Genomic DNA, 18,476 nt, shown 5'->3' with positions numbered 1-18,476 from the left:
ACTTATCAACAACAAAAAAGCTCATTCCTTTATGGAATGAGCTGGAAACGGCGGAATATGTAGAAATACTCCTTATGTAACGAAGTATTCCTCTACCGTTTCACTATCTCACTCCCCGAAGACAGGAAACACACTAGGCAAAAAGGCAGGTCTACTGACTCATGCTTCATCCTACTCTGAACCTTCCCATGCGGATAACAGCCTGATGCTATCATGCCGCACAGTGGTTAATTCATTTCGTCAGCATTTACAGTTGCGGGGACAGTTCTGGACTTTCACCAGATTCCCTATTAAGTCTACTTGGATCCACTGACCCGTTCGACACCTTTTTTGCCATGCTATTTAATTGTTTGAAATTGTCGAACAATTTACAGTTACTATATTAAAGCAATTGATGATGTTTGACAATAAGAAAATAGATTGAATTGCAACCTTTGTCATTTATATCCCTTCTTTTGTTAAATAAGTGAAAAGAACGACGATAAAATAAAAGGGAGTAGTTTGTAAAAAATTCGTCTTTTTTCAAGATAACAAGAACATATATTTCTGATATTTTTTCACCTTAAAAATAGAAAAAGAGGGCTGACCCAAAAGCAAAGTATCAGCCCCACAACACAATATATACGTGAGGTCAGACACTTATCGGTCAGCCCAATTCGAACATCATTATTAATTGTTAATGTAACGTTCAAACACATCACTAAAGTCTTTTACCGTATATTGTTTTTTCGTATCAACGAGCCACTTGAACGCCGCTTCATTCAACTCTTTAAACTGTTCTGATAGACTGCTAGGAGTGCTTGCAACACGGCCTAATACCGTTGATGCTAAATCAAGACTTTGTCTTGCGTATTCCAACATTGTTTCGTTTTCGCGGGAAATTTCTGCGATTTTTAATAATGCTTTATATAAATCTTTTAATTCTTCAATATGTTTTTTATGCACATCGATAGAGTATTGTTCAGAACCAATCGTAAATTTAATTTCCACATCTAGATCGACCGTTCCCGCCGTTTCAAGCGTGACGTTCGAAATTTTGTGACTGCTGTAATCAAAGCGGCGAAGAACGCGTTTTTTGCTTGTTGCACTTGTTCCGTCAAGATGAATTAACGCCTTATTCGTAAAGCAATACTCATCAGACTTCGACTTAATCAAAAAGTAAATTTTCTCTCCATCTTCATGCATGACATAATCATCGGCATCTACCTTATCATAGTCTTCCGGCTTAATCACAGCTCCAATATCGCTTAATCCAAGCATATCTGCAGCTACTTTTCCGAACATCGTATTGCTCCTCTCATGATTTATTAAACATAATCAAGTGTATTATAACATGCTTAAATGAATAATTGTTAATTTTTTCAATATTACTCAGTTTTAAACATACCGGCTAAAGGAATATCAACCAATCTTTTATACCCCATATCGTTAAGTCCCCAATCATACACCCTTACAAAATCAACCTCAAATTTCTAGTTCATCTATACTTTTATTATTTACATCAACAAGATAAGTGTTAAACTGCTTAAACCACTTCTTTCTCATATGGATATAGCCTTCATATTTTGTTCAAACGAGTTCCGTTTTCTCGTTCCATCATCTTTTTTCTTTCATATAAGGTTTTTATGCTGGCATCTAAATAAAGAATTACATTGGAACGGCATTGCGCAGTTCTTGAAGTTCGTCCTTTAATTATTCCTCAACATTCCAATCTTGTCCAATTGCTTTTGGAAAGTATAACGTGTAAAATTCAACATCTTCCGGGCCACGGTCAAAAATAACGCGCCCCTCAGGCAATTTGTGAAACCGTTCGATTTCCGCTTCGATGAACATTTTCTGATTAATTATAAAATCTTCCTCTTTAAAGATATTAAGTTTCAGCTTTTTTCGTTTTTCGACAATGGGATACGGGTTCTCATATATAAATGTTACGTCTCTTAACCAGTTTTCCAGTCTTTTAGCTAATGAGGTTTTGCCCGCGGCCATTGGACCTTGGAGTGATAAAATAAATTTCATTTTTCCCACTGCTTTCATGTACATATTTTTTCTCCGTTTAACTTGACTCATATCCATGCACAAAAATCCATATTTTCGCATTATATCGCTTAATTATGATAGTAATTTCCTTTTTTAGTAATTTTAACTCAAATCAAGTATATTGCTTAATCGCTTTGATTTCTACAGAAAAAGAGACTTTTTTAAATGAATATACCGTTTGATCTTTCTCTCATCACGCCACATGTTATGAAAGTTCCATCTTGCCAATAGAATAATAAAAGCCAATAAACAATAACATATAGTTAGTTGTTTATCGGCTTCTTTGCTAATAGCTTATTTTATCAACGTGTCATACTTATCAGCTAGTTCTTTTACTATTAATCTTCCTGCTCCTGTTCTTGCTCTTGATCTTGATCGGATTCCGCACGAGAACGCACTCTTGCTTTAGAATCTGAATCCACATCAATGTCAATATCAACCTTTGAATTTCCACTATTAATGACTTTTGCAATATTGGTATTTTTATCTATATTTTTTACATCGTTTTCATTGTCTACATCTGTATCGTTTCTTAGGTCGATATCAGATTCAAAATCAACATCTGCTTTTGAGCGGCTGTCTGAATCTGCATCCGAACGGCTACGGCTATTGGATTTATTATTTTCGTCATTAGAAAAAACTTTCCATTCTTTACTCATTGTCTCATCTCCTTTCATTCTTTATATAAGTAATTTATTCAGATTTACACGAAAGTGTTTAGACGAATGCCATTAGTTCATTTGCTTAATCTAATTAGCCCCCTCATCTATGTAAGATATGGAAGGTAAATTACATATTACCTTCCCCACCCTTTTCGATTTAATAGTTTAACTTTTGATATATCGTTAGTTTCTCTTCTATAGTTGGATTTCTTGTAATTATTTGAGAGAGTCTCTAATTTCTCAATAGCTAATTCAAACTCTTCGTTTGTCATTTGTTTTGTGGCTAATAATGAACAAAGAATTGCAAATGCAATCGGCATCGTATCAACTTGAATATTTACGTTAACATCAACATCAGAATTTCCGCTATGTCCTATTTGTGATTGATTTAATTGTCTATCAATGGAATAAACTTTCCCTAATGAGGATAAACTCCCTAAATTCTCTAACGAAAATTGATTATCATTAACATTTTCCATCACATAACATCCCTTCTTAGGAATACAATATAGAAAAGATGGGGGAGGAACTGTCCCACCCATCCTTTAAGTCTGCAAGATTCTTAGTCGTCTAGCTCCTGTTCTTGCTCTTGATCTTGATCGGATTCCGCACGAGAACGCACTCTTGCTTTAGAATCTGAATCCACATCAATGTCAATATCAACCTTTGAATTTCCACTATTAATAACTTTTGCAATATTAGTATTTTTATCTATATTTTTTACATCGTTTTCATTGTCTACATCTGTATCGTTTCTTAGGTCGATGTCAGATTCAAAATCAACATCTGCTTTTGAGCGGCTGTCTGAATCTGCATCCGAACGGCTGCGGCTAATGGATTGATTATTTCTATTAGTAGGAAAACCTCTCCATGGTTTACTCATTCTCTCTCCCCCTTTCATTCCTTGTACAGTTAATCTATTCAGACATATACGAAAATGATTGGATAAACGCCATTAGGTCGAACGTTGATTTTGGGAAAGTATTTTAAAATGGCGGGAATTTGGATTAGAAACAATGAACATGAAGCTGTTTAGATTCATAATTGGTTACTATAAAACCCACAATACAAGACTATACGTCTTCATATTGTGGGCTCTCCTTTTAATGACGTGTAAAATTCAATATCTTCCGCGTCGCGATCAAAATAATGGTTCCTTCCGGCAATTGATGAAACCGTTCAATTTCCGCTTCGATAAACCATTTCTGATTCAAGATAAAATCCTTTTCCCTGTACATATCAAGATCCTGTTTTTTTCCTTTTCTCCACGATTGGATAAGGATTCTCATACACAAATAAAACGTCTTTTAAATCTCTTTTCTAATCGTTTCGCCAATGTTGTTTTCCCTGCTGCCATTCCGCCTTGTAATGACAAAATCCGTCTCATTGTAATTCCAACCTCCATAATATGTAACGCTATGCTACCGCAGCGGAGAACTCGCCATCCGAATATATGTGTGACGTTTGCCGCGAATCGCAATCGAATAAGTCATAATGTTTTCCGGGATGGCAAAATGCGGTGCAAACACATCAAAAAAATTTAATAACAGTAAATCAGCGTCAAAAGCAGCAGCGATTTCTGCGTTTGTCACTGCTGGGTAAAGCGGCGCAAACGCTCCAATGATTTCCGAAACAATTACTCTTCCTTCTGACGCTTTAATCGATTGTTTTAATTGTTTTCCATTCATATTACGAAAATCAGAAGCAGTACAATCTAACAAAGCGTTTCATAAGGATACTCCTTTTATGTGAAATTATAATTAAAAGCGTCTAATCTCTCCTAATCTTAGAGTATAAAAAGACCCTGAAGCTGACCCATAAGTGTCTGACCTCACGCGCAGTCCACAATATATAGTTCATTTCTCTAATGCTATGTCCTATACATTATGTTGTGAGATCTAACACTTTGCTTTTGAGTCAGCCTCAAGGCTTGTAAGTAATTATAGTTTTTTCATCTCATTAGCAACAAATTCTACATCTGTACCAACAACCACTTGCAAATCAGTTTCATTAAGACGGATTACACCTTTTGCACCTAATCTTTTGAGTTCATTTTCATTGATTTTTGACATATCTTTTACCTTTAAACGTAAACGTGTTACACAGTTATCAATTTGTGTTAAGTTGTCTTTTCCGCCCAATGCGTCAATATATTGAGTTGCAAGAGCTTCGTATTTCGCTCCTGAGTTCGATGCTGTGCTAGCAGTAAACTCACCTTCCATTTCGTCTTCACGTCCAGGTGTTTTTAAATCGAGCTTTTTAATAAGGAAATAGAAAACTACAAAGTAAATAACACCGTAAATGATGCCTTGGATTAACAATAGATATGGTTTTTGTGCAATACCAAAATTCAAGAAATAGTCAATCGCCCCTGCTGAAAAACTAAATCCATGGTGTATATCTAACAAAGTCGCAATGGATAAAGAAAGACCCGTTAACACCGCGTGCACAAAATAAAGCAAAGGAGACAAGAACATGAATAAAAACTCAATAGGTTCAGTAATCCCTGTTAAGAATGATGTGAATGCCACGCCGATTAACGCACCAGATACCGCTTTGCGACGTTCTTTTTTCGCGGCTGCAATCATCGCTAAAGCTGCAGCGGGCAGACCAAACATCATCACCGGGAAAAATCCTGTCATAAAGATTCCAGCATCAGGATCGCCGGCAAAGAAACGGTGCAAATCACCTGTTTTTCCGTTAAACTCACCAAATACAAACCATACTAAACTATTCAATACATGATGCAAACCAACCGGGATTAATAAACGGTTTAAAAAGCCGAAAACCCCAACTCCAACGGCACCAGCGCCAACAATCCACTCACCGACAGAATTGATTCCATCCTGAATAGGCGGCCAAATATATCCAAAAATACCTGCTAATACAAGCATTACAACAGATGTAATAATCGGCACAAATCGCTTACCGCCAAAAAAGCCTAACCAATCTGGCAATTTAATACCATGATAGCGGTTATACAAAAGACCAGCTACAATACCAGAAATAAATCCACCTAACACAGACATATTAATGTCTTCGTTAATGGCTGTTGTTCCCTTTGTTAATACAAAGTACCCAATAGCACCTGCTAAAGCTGCAGCACCATTATTATCTTTTGCCAAACCTACAGCTATTCCAATTGCAAACAACAATGCTAAATTGGCAAAAACTGCGTCACCGCCTGCAGCGATAAAAGGAATATTTAATAAGTCCGGCTGCCCTAAACGGAGCAATAACGCTGCAGCAGGAAGTACAGCAATCGGCAGCATTAACGCTTTTCCAAGCCGCTGTAAAAATCCTAACATCATTTATCCTCCTCTTTTTTACGTGTATAATAGAAAAGCAAGTTACTTGCTTTTCTACATTGTTTATTTATACCTTGTTTACCTTTCCATTTCAATCGTAAATTTATAACGGTCTCCACGATAAATTGATTTTACAAGTTCTAATGGTTGCCCGCTTTCCAAATAACTATTTCGTTGAATAAGCAGAACTGGAGCACCTTCTTTAATTTGCAAAATTTCCGCTTCTATCTTTCGGGCAATGGACGCTTCTAATACTTGAATGCCTGATTTAATTTTTAACCCTAGCTTATTCTCAATAAATTTATATATGGAACCGCTTACAATTTCGCGTGTCAAGCCAGGAACGAGATGACAAGGTAAATAAGATGTCTCGAGCGCCATTGGCAAATGATCGGCCAGACGAACTCTTTGAATCTCATAAACATCTTCTCCTTTATGAATCTGCAGCTGTTCGGCCAACGACTTGTTTGCCTGAATGATTTGAAAATCAAGCACCTTTGTCCCTGGTTCCATACCTCTTGCGCGCATATCCTCAGAAAAACTTGTTAACCCTTTTAATGGCTGTTCAATTTTTTTTGCCGCGACAAATGTTCCTATTCCTCGCTTTCTTACTAAATACCCATCATTGACCAAGTTATTGATGGCCTGACGAACGGTCATGCGGCTAATTTCGTAAGTTTCTGCAAGCTCTCGTTCCGACGGTATTATGTCTCCTGGTTTTAACTGTGCCTTTTCAATTAACTCTTTAATCCCCTGTTCCAATTGATAGTAAATGGGAAGCGGCGAATGTTTGTTAATCATGTTACACATACACCTTTCTTTTTTCTGGACTTAGCAATGATAGTGCCTCTTGATCAGCAATAACGATTACGTTAGGATGTGTGTTTAAAATGGATGCTGGAATTTGCGTAGTGACTTTCCCAGTAAATAGCTGGGCAATAATATGCGCCTTCTTCTTTCCAGATACTAACAACAAAATTTTTTTGCTTTTCATAATTGTAGCAATCCCCATTGTAATCGCATGGGTTGGAACTTTTTCAAGCCGATTAAAAAAACAGGAATTCGCTTGTCTCATTAAAGATGCAAGTTCGACTATATGTGTAGTAGATTCAAAGGAGGTTCCTGGCTCGTTAAAGCCAATATGGCCGTTTTGTCCGATGCCCAACAGCTGCAAATCCATTCCGCCAATTTGTTCAATCAAACTCTCATAATGCTGACACTCTGCCTCGATATCTTTTGCTAGTCCATTTGGAAGGTACGTTTGGTCCTTTGGAATATCTACACGATTAAAGAAGTGCCCATTTATGTAATAGTGGTAACTGTTTGGATGTTCAGGCTCCAAACCAATATATTCGTCTAAATTTACCGTCTTGATTTGTTGATAGGAAGTACCGTTTTGTTTATAGTCATCTACTAAAGCAGCATATGCGCCCATCATCGTTCCACCTGTTGCTAATCCAAGAACAGAATTTGGCTTTTTCTTCACTTGGTCATTAATGATGTCAGCTGCTTTTCGGCTCATATCTTAATAATCTTTCGCTTCGATTAGTTTCATATCCCTCTGGAATAAGCTAATTCTCCACGACAAAACGTCATGACAACGTCATATTCTTCATTAAGGACAACAAGGTCCGCATCTTTCCCTTTTTGAATGCTTCCTTTTCGATCAAGAATCTGCAATTGTTTTGCCGGATTCCAAGCAGCCATGCGAATAACATCTTCAAGTGAGCATCCTGCAAAAGACATCATATTTTTCATTGCATCTTTCAGCTTTAAAATGCTTCCTGCCAGCGTTCCATCTTTCAATGTCGCTCTTTCGCCATCAACAGTAACTTCTTGACCGCCTAAATCATATGTTCCAGCGCCAAGACATTTAGCACGCATCGCGTCAGTGATTAAAACGATACCGTTTGCCCCCTTGTTGCGATAAGCAAAACGCACCATTTCTGGTCCTACGTGAATGCCATCCACAATCATTTCACACTTCACTTCATCATGCATGAGCACCGCTCCGGCTACTCCTGGTTCGCGATGATGGATGCCACGCATGCCGTTAAAAAGATGGGTCGCATGAGTAATTCCTGCATCGATTGCTGCAACGACTTCCTTATAGGTTGCATCAGAATGCCCTATGGAAGCAACAACGCCGCTGTCTCTTAAATATTTTGTTAACTCCAAACCGTTCTCTTGTTCTGGGGCCAATGTTACAAGCCGAATATAACCAGCGGCGATCTCCTGCCACTTTTTAAAAAGCTCGATATCAGGAGCAATAATATGACCCGGATGCTGCGCTCCGGCTCTTTTCGGTGAAATAAATGGCCCTTCAAGATGAACCCCGAGCAGCTCTGCTTCTCCAAAACTGTTTTCATGTTGAATGTAATTGGCTGCATTTTTTAACGCTTTCTCAATGTCTTCCGGAGAAGTCGTCATCGTCGTAGCGAGAAAACTAGTTGTTCCTTCTTGCGGCAAGATTTTCGCCATCGTTTTTAACGCTTCCAAAGTTGCATCCATTGTATCTGCCCCGGCAGCACCGTGAATATGAAGATCGATAAAACCAGGAATCAGTTTATAGCTTTCATCAAGTTCAACAAGCTCCATATCATCATGTAATCGAGGTAGTGATTGAATAGAACCAATGTCTAAAATTTTACTGTTTTCCACTAACACATAACCTTTATCAATGATTTTATCTTCTGCGTAAACAGTAGCATTAGTAACAAGTATCCGCTTTGTTTTCATTATTTTTGCACCTTCTAGAAATCTTTTTTGCAAATATCATAACATTATATAAACTAGTTGTCTATACCACTAAACACTCACAATACAAAGAGACTGACCTTAAGCAACGTGCCAGACCTCACAACACAATATATAGGTCATAATATCGAGATAAATGAACGATATATGATGGATTGCGCGTGAAGTCAGACACTTATGGGTCAGCCCCAGGGCTAGTTTTGATTTAGAGTTTTGATTTAGACTTCTTGCATTGTTGTTCACTATCTTGTTTCTGCTTTTTTACTTGGCAAATAAAATGTAAACGTCGTGCCTTCGTTCAATTTACTATGCACCGAAATCGTTCCTTTATGGGCTTCAATAATGTTTTTTGCAATCGCAAGGCCAAGCCCTGTTCCGGAACGTCCTCGGGTTCTTGCTTTATCCGCTTTGTAAAAGCGTTCAAACACAAATGGCAAGTCTTCTTCCGGAATGCCGGAACCGGAATCTTGGACTTGAATTCGGATACCGTCCCCGCTTCGTTCAGCCATGACATTGACGGATCCGCCTGCGTCTGTATGACGAATCGCATTATCAATTAAGTTCGTCAACACTTGTTCAATGCGATCAGGATCTAACTGAAGTATCATGTCTCGTTCCTTGATTTCATATGACAAATGAATATGTTTTTCTTTTGCCAGTCCTTGAAACTTGCGAATAATCCGTTCGATATAAGGGCCAAGCTCGACCTTCTCGTAATTTAGTGTAATATGTCCTGCTTCCATGCGAGCCAAGTCTAATAAATCGTTCACAAGGCGGCCCATGCGCAGCGATTCATCGTAAATGACTTGTGCCAACTCTTTTTTCTCTTCTTCAGAAGCAGCGATGTCATCAATGATCGCCTCGCTATATCCTTGAAGCATCGCAATCGGCGTGCGCAGCTCATGAGAAACATTGGCGATAAAATCTTTGCGCAATTTGTCTAAACGACGTTCTTCCGTCATATCACGCAAAACAGCAACAGCACCGCGAATCATTGTCTTATTATAAAGCGGTGTCATTAAAATCACCCAACTGCGCCCTTGGAGTGTGATCTCTGTCATTTGTTCCTTTTCTTCAGAAACAACGCGGGCAAATAACTCATTGACTTGCGGGGGCAGCTGTGCCATCTCATTCGCCTGCCATCCTTGCTCGTAGTACCAAGCTTGAAGAAATCGATCCGCCGGAGGATTCGTAATTAAAATTTCCGCATTGCGGTTAAAAGTGATGACACCATCAGCCATGCTGCTTAAAATGCTGGATAGTTGCTCTTTTTCTTGGTTTAAGGCATTAATATTAAATTGCAATTGCCGCCCCATTTGATTGAACGCCATGGCAAGCTCCCCGATTTCATCATGTGTTAAAATCGGCACTTTCGTATCAAACTTTCCGCGTGCCATTTCAAAAGCAGCCTGGCGCATTTTTCGAAGCGGAGCAGTAATTCTCGTTGACAAGAAAAACGCAAATATCGTTGTTAAGATGATGGCAATAAACGCTGCCAGAAAAATAAATTTCGTTGTATGTTTTGTCGTATCTTCAACAATCTTAAGTGACTGATAAATAAAGACCGCGCCATACTTCCCATTTTCTATCTCAAGCGGCACACCGACAATTAATAATTCGCTATAGCGGTCATTTCCTAATTGAATATTAGGCAAATACGTTTTTTTATGCACTTTCTTTCGTTCGGTAAATACTTTCGCTAAATCCGGGTCTTTCTCAATAAATGTTAACGGTATATCAGCCAGCTTTTTATGACCTGGCGAATACCAATAATGTTCGTCATCGGCAATAATCACTGCTTTCGATATATCATCTACAAGCTGCCAGGCAATCGAGCGGCCGAGTTCCTTGTCATCATGTTCCTCCATAACTGCCGCTACTTTTGTTGCTAATTGGGTCAACTTTTTTTCTTCTTCTTCCACATGGTAGTTTTCAAAAAACTCCAATAACAGAATCGTCAAAATAAATAAAACAAACGAAACAAGCAAAAGAATAGTAAACCAAAGTTTTCCAACAACACTGCGCCAAAACACAATCATTCGTTCACAACCTCGAACTTATAGCCTACTCCCCAAACCGTTACAATCATCTTTGCGGCGATTGGAGAAACTTTATTTAATTTTTCACGCAGACGTTTAATATGCGTATCGACTGTTCGCAAATCACCAAAAAATTCATAATGCCAGACTTCTTTCAATAAGTGTTCACGATCAAACACTTTGTCAGGGGATTTTGCTAAAAATAAAAGCAATTCATATTCTTTCGGTGTCAAGCTGACCTCTTTGCCATCTGCCGTCACACGGTGCGCATCATTATCAATCGTTAAATGTGGAAAAACGAGCAAATCTTTCGCAGTTGTATTCGTCTGAACATATGTAGAATTAGCAGCCCGGCGCAGCAGCGCTTTGACGCGGAGCACTACTTCTCGCGGACTGAACGGTTTCACAATATAATCGTCCGTTCCTGCTTCAAAGCCTTGCACGCGGTTTGCCTCTTCTCCTTTTGCAGTCAACATAATGATCGGCGTCGCTTTTTTATCGCGAATTTCCCTGCATACATCAATGCCATCTTTACCTGGAAGCATTAAATCGAGCAAGATTAAGTCATAATCGTTTTCGAGTGCCTTCTTTAACGCGTCATCTCCATTATCCGCTTCTTCGATGACATATTCCTCGCGCTCCAAATACATCTTTAACAACCGGCGAATTCTCTCTTCATCGTCGACAACTAAAATTTTGATTTGCTTATTCTCCATGATGAACATCCCTCCATGCTCATTTTACAAAAACGTGAAATTCCTTTCTATTTCTTCATTTACAAATATTGAAAAAGGGGCTGACCCATAAGTATCTGACCTCACATGCATTTCACAATATATAGCAATTGACCTATATATTGTATTGTGGGGTCTGACACGTTGCTTTTGGGTCAGCCTCTTTCTTCCTTCCGTTACTTTATGTTCCTGCATACGAATGCAGTCCAGCAATGACAAGGTTCACAGCGACTAGGTTAAACATGATAATCGCAAAACCGATGACCGCAAGCCAAGCCGATTTTTCACCGTGCCATCCTTTTGATAAACGAAGATGCAAGAAGGCAGCATAAAAGAGCCATGTGATTAATGCCCATACTTCTTTCGGGTCCCAGCCCCAAAAACGAGTCCAGGCAATTTGCGCCCAAATCATCGCAAAAATAAGCGCTCCAAGCGTGAAGACAGGAAAGCCGATCGCTACCGCACGATAACCAATTTCATCGGCTACATCTAAGTTAACATTTTTGACTAAAGGCTGCAAACTAGCAGCAATCCGCTTGCGCAAAATAAGTCGCAGCAACCAATATAAAACAAATCCTCCTATTAACGACCAAATGACGGTATTTAACTTTTTCGCATTGATCATTGCCGGCATTTCAACGATCGGTTCAAAGCGATCGGCAGTTTGTAACTCTCCTTTGTGCGGGCCGACCAACGCTGGCATAGAATACACAACTTCCGCTTCTTTATCATTTTTATCAATCCATGTAAATTTTGCTTCATAATCCGCCGCTTTAAAGGATGTCGACACAAGCACAAAGCCAAGCGTGCTAATTAAGCAGAAAAGAATAAATTCGAGCCAGAATGTGCGCTTGCTTGGTTTTGATTGATCAACGACGCGGATTAAGTAAATGAGCCCCGCAACGAAGCTGATAGCGAGAATCGCCTCTCCAGCAGCCGCTGTCGTTACGTGAATATGCAGCCAGTCGCTTTGCAGTGCCGGAATAAGCGGAGAAATTTCCCGCGGAAACATGCTTGCATATGCAATGATTAAAATCGCGACAGGCAAGGCAAATAAACCTAATATGCTTATCTTATAAATAAAATAAATGATGATGAAAGCGCCAACGAGCATCATGCCAAAAAATGTCGTAAATTCAAACAAGTTGCTGACTGGAGCATGGCCTGCAGCAATCCATCTTGTAATGAAATATCCTAACTGGGCAATAAATCCGATGATCGTAATCGCAATTCCAATCGTTGCCGAGCGGTTAGTGCTACGCTTCGCTTTTTTATCGCGAATCGCACCGCCAAAAAAAACCGTGCCGATTAAATATAATATAAAGGCGATATAAAGCAATGTACTACTTAGTTGCGCCACTGTCATCCCCTCCTTGCGCTCCTTTTTTCTCTTCTTCCGCTTGGTCAATCGGCATTACAAGTTCTGTGCCGTCAATGATTTGCTTAATTTCATTTTTCAAACCATACCAGTTTTTGTTCGTATGTGCCGCAAACAGCACTTCATCGTTGACACGCTTTAGCCAAATGCGGCGGTGATTCCAATACATTCCTTGAATAAGCCCAATCATAAAAATCGCTCCGCCTACTCCAAGTATCCAAAGTGTGAAGTCGCGGCGCACGGTTAGTCCAGAAACATTTTTCGTCTCAAGACCGGCAAACGACATTTTATATTTATTGTCCCCTAAAGGCTCAATGGTTTGGCGAATAGCCACAAAACTTACTTCTCCTTTCGGCTTGTCAGGAGTAATCATTTTAAAGACAAACGCCGGATTGTTTGGAATTTTTGATTTTGTCGCTGGATTACCATTCTCATCAAAATAGAAATCCGGGAAATAGCTTAAAAGTTCGACACGATATCCATTTCCTAAATCATAAGCAGGTTTCGGATTGCGCAAATCAACTGTTACAAGACCAAATTGTTCATTCGTGTTTTTATCAACTAAATGAAACGACATTTTATTTGGTTCATTCATTTTAAAATCGACCTGATACAATGCATAATGGTCATATTTGAGCGGTTCATTGACGCGAATCTTATACTCTTTTACTTTCTTTAATTTTGGTTCTTCCCCTGGCACGATTGGACCGACGCGCTCGTAAAGCACAACATCGGACTGATAGTTTTTCGCCACCATGCCGCTGCCGACGCGGTCAATCGCTTCTTGGAATACCTCTTTTTCTTTGTCTTTTTCATAGACTTCAAACGTAAATTTCTCATTTTTTAAAAAATACTTTCCGTTTGTTCCCGGAATTTCTTTTGTCTCGCCTTCGCGAATCCATAATACTTCATCGACATACATCCCCGGTACGAAACGAAGCATCGCACCAATTAAAAAGATGATTAAGCCGATATGGTTGACATACGGTCCCCAGCGCGAGAAGCGGCCCTTTTCCGCTAAGATGTTACCGTTCTCTTCCCGAATATGATAGCGGCGTTTTGTAAGCTTCTCCTTTACCTCATCAATCAGTTTGTCATAGTTGTCCACTTTTGAAACGCTGAACAGGCGTTGGCGGCGCAAAAACGTCTCATGGCGCACAACACCTTGATTTTTTAGAGCGCGATAAAGCGGAACGACACGGTCAAGACTGCAAATAACAAGCGACACACCAATCGATGCAATTAACAGCATGTACCACCATGAGCCATACAAATTATTAAACCCAAGCTCATAATAAAGTTTTCCTGTCCAGCCATACTGTTCTTCATAATATTCCGCCGGCGTAACGTTTGGCGGAATGTACATTTCCTGTGGATAAATCGTACCAATCGCAGACGCTAATAACGTAATGACAATAAGCCATACTCCAACCTTTACAGACGAAAAAAAATTCCAAACCTTATCAATAATTGTTTTATTATATGTTTGTGAGCGACGTGCGCTCCCTTCATAGCGCATATCTAACAGCTTTTTTGTCGAATCCTCCACAATCGGCTTTCCACATGATTCGCAAAAAACGGTTCCGTGCGGATTGACATGACCACATTCACATTTTACTTGTTCCATGTTAAAAACTCCCTACGGTTTAATGCTTTCCATATATTGTTGAACCATGCTTTCCGTCATTGTTCCTGTTATGATTTTGACGATTTTTCCATCCTTATTAATTAAAAACGTTGTCGGTAATGGATCAATGTCATAAGCATTCATGACTTGGTCCTGCTGGTCAATAACAACCGGAAATTTTAAATCGAAGCGTTCAGCAAATTTTTTTACGCTCAGCTCAGGCTCTCCGACATTGACCGCAATCACTTCTACTCCTTGATTTTTATACACTTCATATTGCCTGTTCATATAAGGCATTTCTTTTTCACACGGCTTACACCATGTTCCCCAGAAATTGAGAAACACACCTTTACCGCGATAGTCCGATAAGCGATGTTTTTTACCGTTTAAATCTGTTAAGACAAAATCAGGTGCCTCCGAACCAACTGTTACCCTTGTTTTTTCTGTAAAAAAGTTCGCATAAATCGTATAACCAACCGCCCCTAACAGCAATATTAAAATAACCGTTCGCAGCAAAAGACGTTGTTTTTTCATGAGTCTACTCTCCCAAAGCAAATAGATTAAAATATTCCATTGTTCATTATACCAATACTCACTGTTTCAATAATAAAAATTATTTGAAGGTTGTGTGACAAAATGGATAGGTTACTTATGTCCACCCGATAACGCAAGCGCGCGGAGCTGTTTTACTTCATGCGGGGACAGCTCGCGATATTCTCCTGGATTTAATCCTTTTAAGTCAAGAAAAGCGTAACGCTCACGTTTCAATTTCATCACGCGGTGTCCAATCGCCTCAAACATACGGCGCACTTGACGATTGCGCCCTTCATGAATGCGCACTTCGATAATCGCTGTTTGTTTCCGCTTATCGAATGAAAGCATTTTCACTTTTGCCGGAGCTGTCATGCCATCTTCAAGAAGAATCCCTTTTTCAAGCTGCTTTAATTGCTCACGCGTCGGTATTCCTTTTACTTTCGCAATATACACTTTCTCGATTTCATAGCGTGGATGCATTAACAAATTGGCAAACTCGCCGTCGTTGGTTAGCAGCAACAATCCCGATGTATCGTAGTCTAAGCGACCGATTGGATAAATCCGCTTGTCCACTTCTTTAAAAAAGTCAGTGACTACTTTTCTTCCTTTATCATCTTTCACGCTTGAGATAACGCCGCGCGGTTTATATAAAAGATAGTAGACCGGTTCTTCTCTTTCCACTGGAATTCCGTTCACTTCAATTTTATCTTGAGAGCTTACTTTCACACCGAGCTCTGTAACAACTTTCCCGTTTACCTTTACTTTCCCTTGCAAAATAAGTTCTTCTGCTTTTCTTCGCGATGCAATCCCTGCATGTGCGATCACTTTTTGCAATCGTTCCATCCTATTCACCTCTTCAATCATCTTACTGTTTCGGTATAAAATATACAAGCATTCTACCCCATCTATTTTTATCATAACCACTATTGTTTTAGCAAAATAAAAAAGCAACCTAATGACTAGGTTACTTTTTATCTTCCAAATACTAATAATACAACAAGAAACGAAAGAATAAAACTAAGGATATCCGCCAATATTCCGACTTTTAATGCATCCCCCATTTTTTTAATGCCGACAGCACCAAAATAAACCGTTAACACATACAAGGTTGTTTCCGTGCTGCCTTGAATCGTTGAGGCAAGTCTACCAATAAACGAATCCGGTCCATATGTGGCAATTAAATCGGTTGTCATTCCTAATGCCGCAGTACCGGAAATCGTTCTTATCATCGCAAGCGGAACAACTTCAGCGGGAATTCCTATGAAATGAATGAAAGGTTCAAGAAAGTTCATAAAGTATTCAAGCGCCCCTGAAGCACGGAAAATCGAGATGGATACGAGCATGCCGATTAAATACGGAATAACAGAAAAAGCGATTTCAATCCCTTCCTTTCCCCCCTCAACAAACGCTTCATATGTCGGTACTTTCTTGAATGTACCGTAGAGAAGAATAAACCCGATTGTCACCGGTATTAACCATACAGATATCGATTGTACGATATTCACGTTTTCCTTCCTCCTCTACGGGTTCTTTTCCAATAATAATAACGGTCAATGAAAATGGCGCCAATGGTGCCTAATGCAGATGCCACTAACGTTGTACCAATAATTTCTCCAGGAGCGGCGGAGCCATACGTCATACGAATGGAAATAACCGTTGCCGGAATAAGAGTAATGCTTGATGTATTGATAGCTAAAAATGTCACCATCGAGCGGCTCGCCACATCTTGATAGCCATTCAATTTTTTGAGCTCTTCCATCGCTTTGATTCCCATCGGTGTCGCCGCGTTTCCGAGTCCAAACATATTCGCAATCATATTGGAAACGATATATCCCATCGCTGGATGGTTAGGCGGCACTTCCGGAAATAAGCGCTTTATAATCGGCTTAGCCAACGTTCCTAATGCTTTTAACAGTCCGGCTTCTTCGGCAATCTTCATTAAACCTAACCAAAACACTAAAATACTTATCATCCCAATGCTGATGGTAACCGCTTCTTTCGCTCCTTTAAAAATCGCTTCATTGACCTCGTCCATCGTGCCGTTCACCGCAGCAAATCCAATGCCTATAATCGCCATCATCATCCAAATGATATTAACCATGCTCGCCCACACCTAAAAAGCTAAATATATCCCATATCGACTTTTTCGTTCTTTCCAAGCGTCTGCCCTCATAAAGCAGCGGCATTTCATCAACAACTTCATCATTCAAGTACAACATGGCTTTTCCAACTATACGCGGCACATTGTCTTCGTTTTCCCATTCTTTCCGCTTTGGTTTCATCAGTTTGATTTTAATGCGTAAATGCTCCATCTCATCTTTCGTAACAGGATATAAAAAGTCGCGGTTCGCTATGACCTTTTTGCGATAAAAGTCGTCTTTAATATTTTTTACAATGCGGTCATCCTCTACCTTTGCCAACACGTAATTGTCAAAGCCATACTCGTACATGGCGATATGGTCATTCCAATCATCAGATGCATTTAATGTCACTGCAATCAAATCTAATCCTTCCTTAGAAGCGGTTGTAACAAGAGTACGTTTCGCCCGCTTTGTATATCCGGTTTTTCCGCCTGTACAATATTCATAAAGATTGGTCAACAATTTATTTTTGTTGCGCCATACCCTGTCCCATTTTTCATCAGGATTGGGTGCGCGATAAACTTCTGTTCCAGAAATTTTCCGAAACTCCTTGTTTTGCATCGCATAACGCATTAACAGCGCCATATCGTAAGCGGTCGAATAATGGTTTTCCGCATCGTCCAAACCGTGTGGATTGGCAAACTCCGTATTCGTCATGCCAATTTCTGCTGCTTTTTGATTCATTAAAAACACAAACCCTTCAACGCTGCCCGCGACATGCTCAGCAATCGCAACTGCTGCATCATTTCCTGAGCGGAGCATAAGACCGTACACTAAATGTTTCAGCTTAATCTTTTCATTCGGCTTTAAATAAATGGACGAGCCTTCTGTACGAACAGCCCGATTGCTGACAGTAACGATTTCCTCCATTTTTCCCGATTCAATCGCTAAAATCGCCGTCATAATTTTTGTAATGCTGGCGATTCGTCGTTTCGTATGAGCATCTTTTTCAAACAGTACTCTCCCTGATGTCTGTTCTATTAAAATAGCACTTTGAGCGCTTACCGAACGTGCAGACACTGTTTGTTCCGGAATACATGAAAAAAGCAGTATAAGCGTAATCATGAGAAAAAAAGAGCGTTTCCCTAGTAACATGTAATCCCATCCCTTTTGCCGTTTTGTACAAGTTTATGCGAAAACAACATTGATATGATTAGAAATGTACAAGTTACAAAGAAATGTAGAGATCTAAACCCTATAGAGGATGTTCAGAATTCATGTCCTCTCATACTGAATACCACTTATGTAAATACTCGTTT

18 protein-coding genes, 2 pseudogenes and 1 riboswitch are annotated in these 18,476 nt (G+C 39.5%); all 20 genes and pseudogenes read right to left on the bottom strand.

What is annotated here, in order from left to right:
- Nucleotides 1-127 precede the first annotated feature (127 nt).
- Nucleotides 128-344: riboswitch (cobalamin riboswitch) on the bottom strand.
- Between the two features lie 325 nt (nt 345-669).
- Nucleotides 670-1,284 carry a PH domain-containing protein gene (locus HNQ85_RS01815; protein ID WP_181535637.1) on the bottom strand — a complete coding sequence of 205 codons (615 nt, stop codon included), beginning with the start codon at nt 1,282-1,284 and terminating at the stop codon, nt 670-672.
- 180 nt (nt 1,285-1,464) lie between these two features.
- Nucleotides 1,465-2,016, bottom strand: a pseudogene (locus HNQ85_RS01810) (AAA family ATPase).
- A 359-nt stretch (nt 2,017-2,375) separates the two neighbouring features.
- Entirely contained in the window at nt 2,376-2,696 is a 321-nt protein-coding gene (locus HNQ85_RS01805) for a hypothetical protein (protein WP_181535635.1), read from the bottom strand.
- 137 nt (nt 2,697-2,833) lie between these two features.
- Nucleotides 2,834-3,178: a hypothetical protein gene (locus HNQ85_RS01800; RefSeq protein ID WP_220129061.1), complete on the bottom strand. Its 345-nt coding sequence runs from the start codon at nt 3,176-3,178 to the stop codon at nt 2,834-2,836.
- Between the two features lie 83 nt (nt 3,179-3,261).
- Complete coding sequence (locus HNQ85_RS01795; protein WP_181535633.1) at nt 3,262-3,582, bottom strand: hypothetical protein; 321 nt, start codon at nt 3,580-3,582, stop codon at nt 3,262-3,264.
- 227 nt (nt 3,583-3,809) lie between these two features.
- A pseudogene (locus HNQ85_RS17985) lies at nt 3,810-4,086 on the bottom strand (AAA family ATPase); the annotation flags it as partial.
- 34 nt (nt 4,087-4,120) lie between these two features.
- A complete protein-coding gene (locus HNQ85_RS18135; protein WP_458296500.1) occupies nt 4,121-4,420 on the bottom strand; it encodes a DUF7916 family protein in 300 nt (99 codons plus the stop codon).
- 219 nt (nt 4,421-4,639) lie between these two features.
- Nucleotides 4,640-6,007 carry an N-acetylglucosamine-specific PTS transporter subunit IIBC gene (gene nagE / locus HNQ85_RS01785; RefSeq protein WP_181535630.1) on the bottom strand — a complete coding sequence of 456 codons (1,368 nt, stop codon included), beginning with the start codon at nt 6,005-6,007 and terminating at the stop codon, nt 4,640-4,642.
- 78 nt (nt 6,008-6,085) lie between these two features.
- Nucleotides 6,086-6,808: a GntR family transcriptional regulator gene (locus HNQ85_RS01780; protein WP_181535628.1), complete on the bottom strand. Its 723-nt coding sequence runs from the start codon at nt 6,806-6,808 to the stop codon at nt 6,086-6,088.
- A 1-nt stretch (nt 6,809) separates the two neighbouring features.
- Nucleotides 6,810-7,529, bottom strand: a complete 720-nt coding sequence (nagB, locus tag HNQ85_RS01775) for a glucosamine-6-phosphate deaminase (protein ID WP_181535626.1) — start codon at nt 7,527-7,529, stop codon at nt 6,810-6,812.
- A gap of 29 nt (nt 7,530-7,558) precedes the next feature.
- A complete protein-coding gene (nagA, locus tag HNQ85_RS01770; RefSeq protein WP_181535624.1) occupies nt 7,559-8,746 on the bottom strand; it encodes an N-acetylglucosamine-6-phosphate deacetylase in 1,188 nt (395 codons plus the stop codon).
- Between the two features lie 260 nt (nt 8,747-9,006).
- Nucleotides 9,007-10,803, bottom strand: coding sequence for an ATP-binding protein (locus HNQ85_RS01765; protein ID WP_181535622.1), 1,797 nt, complete (start codon nt 10,801-10,803; stop codon nt 9,007-9,009).
- Nucleotides 10,800-11,519 carry a response regulator transcription factor gene (locus HNQ85_RS01760; RefSeq protein WP_181535620.1) on the bottom strand — a complete coding sequence of 240 codons (720 nt, stop codon included), beginning with the start codon at nt 11,517-11,519 and terminating at the stop codon, nt 10,800-10,802. The genes HNQ85_RS01765 and HNQ85_RS01760 overlap by 4 nt, the downstream gene beginning before the upstream one ends.
- A 199-nt stretch (nt 11,520-11,718) precedes the next feature.
- Nucleotides 11,719-12,903: a c-type cytochrome biogenesis protein CcsB gene (gene ccsB, locus HNQ85_RS01755; RefSeq protein ID WP_220129060.1), complete on the bottom strand. Its 1,185-nt coding sequence runs from the start codon at nt 12,901-12,903 to the stop codon at nt 11,719-11,721.
- A complete protein-coding gene (locus HNQ85_RS01750; protein ID WP_181535616.1) occupies nt 12,881-14,542 on the bottom strand; it encodes a cytochrome c biogenesis protein ResB in 1,662 nt (553 codons plus the stop codon). The genes ccsB and HNQ85_RS01750 overlap by 23 nt, the downstream gene beginning before the upstream one ends.
- 12 nt (nt 14,543-14,554) lie before the next feature.
- Entirely contained in the window at nt 14,555-15,076 is a 522-nt protein-coding gene (gene resA, locus HNQ85_RS01745) for a thiol-disulfide oxidoreductase ResA (RefSeq protein WP_181535614.1), read from the bottom strand.
- A gap of 111 nt (nt 15,077-15,187) precedes the next feature.
- Nucleotides 15,188-15,919: a 23S rRNA pseudouridine(2605) synthase RluB gene (gene rluB, locus HNQ85_RS01740; protein ID WP_181535612.1), complete on the bottom strand. Its 732-nt coding sequence runs from the start codon at nt 15,917-15,919 to the stop codon at nt 15,188-15,190.
- 128 nt (nt 15,920-16,047) lie between these two features.
- Nucleotides 16,048-16,581 carry a nucleoside recognition domain-containing protein gene (locus HNQ85_RS01735; protein WP_181535610.1) on the bottom strand — a complete coding sequence of 178 codons (534 nt, stop codon included), beginning with the start codon at nt 16,579-16,581 and terminating at the stop codon, nt 16,048-16,050.
- Nucleotides 16,578-17,177, bottom strand: a complete 600-nt coding sequence (locus HNQ85_RS01730; RefSeq protein WP_181535609.1) for a nucleoside recognition domain-containing protein — start codon at nt 17,175-17,177, stop codon at nt 16,578-16,580. Before HNQ85_RS01730 ends, HNQ85_RS01735 begins: the two co-directional genes overlap by 4 nt.
- The gene (locus tag HNQ85_RS01725; protein ID WP_220129059.1) at nt 17,170-18,312 is read right to left on the bottom strand and encodes a D-alanyl-D-alanine carboxypeptidase family protein; all 1,143 of its coding nucleotides are present in this window, start codon (nt 18,310-18,312) and stop codon (nt 17,170-17,172) included. The genes HNQ85_RS01730 and HNQ85_RS01725 overlap by 8 nt, the downstream gene beginning before the upstream one ends.
- Nucleotides 18,313-18,476 lie beyond the last annotated feature (164 nt).

The sequence above is a fragment of the [Anoxybacillus] calidus genome, assembly GCF_013760845.1.
GTDB lineage: Bacteria > Bacillota > Bacilli > Bacillales > Anoxybacillaceae > Paranoxybacillus > Paranoxybacillus calidus.
This window is presented reverse-complemented; position numbering and strand designations above follow the sequence as displayed.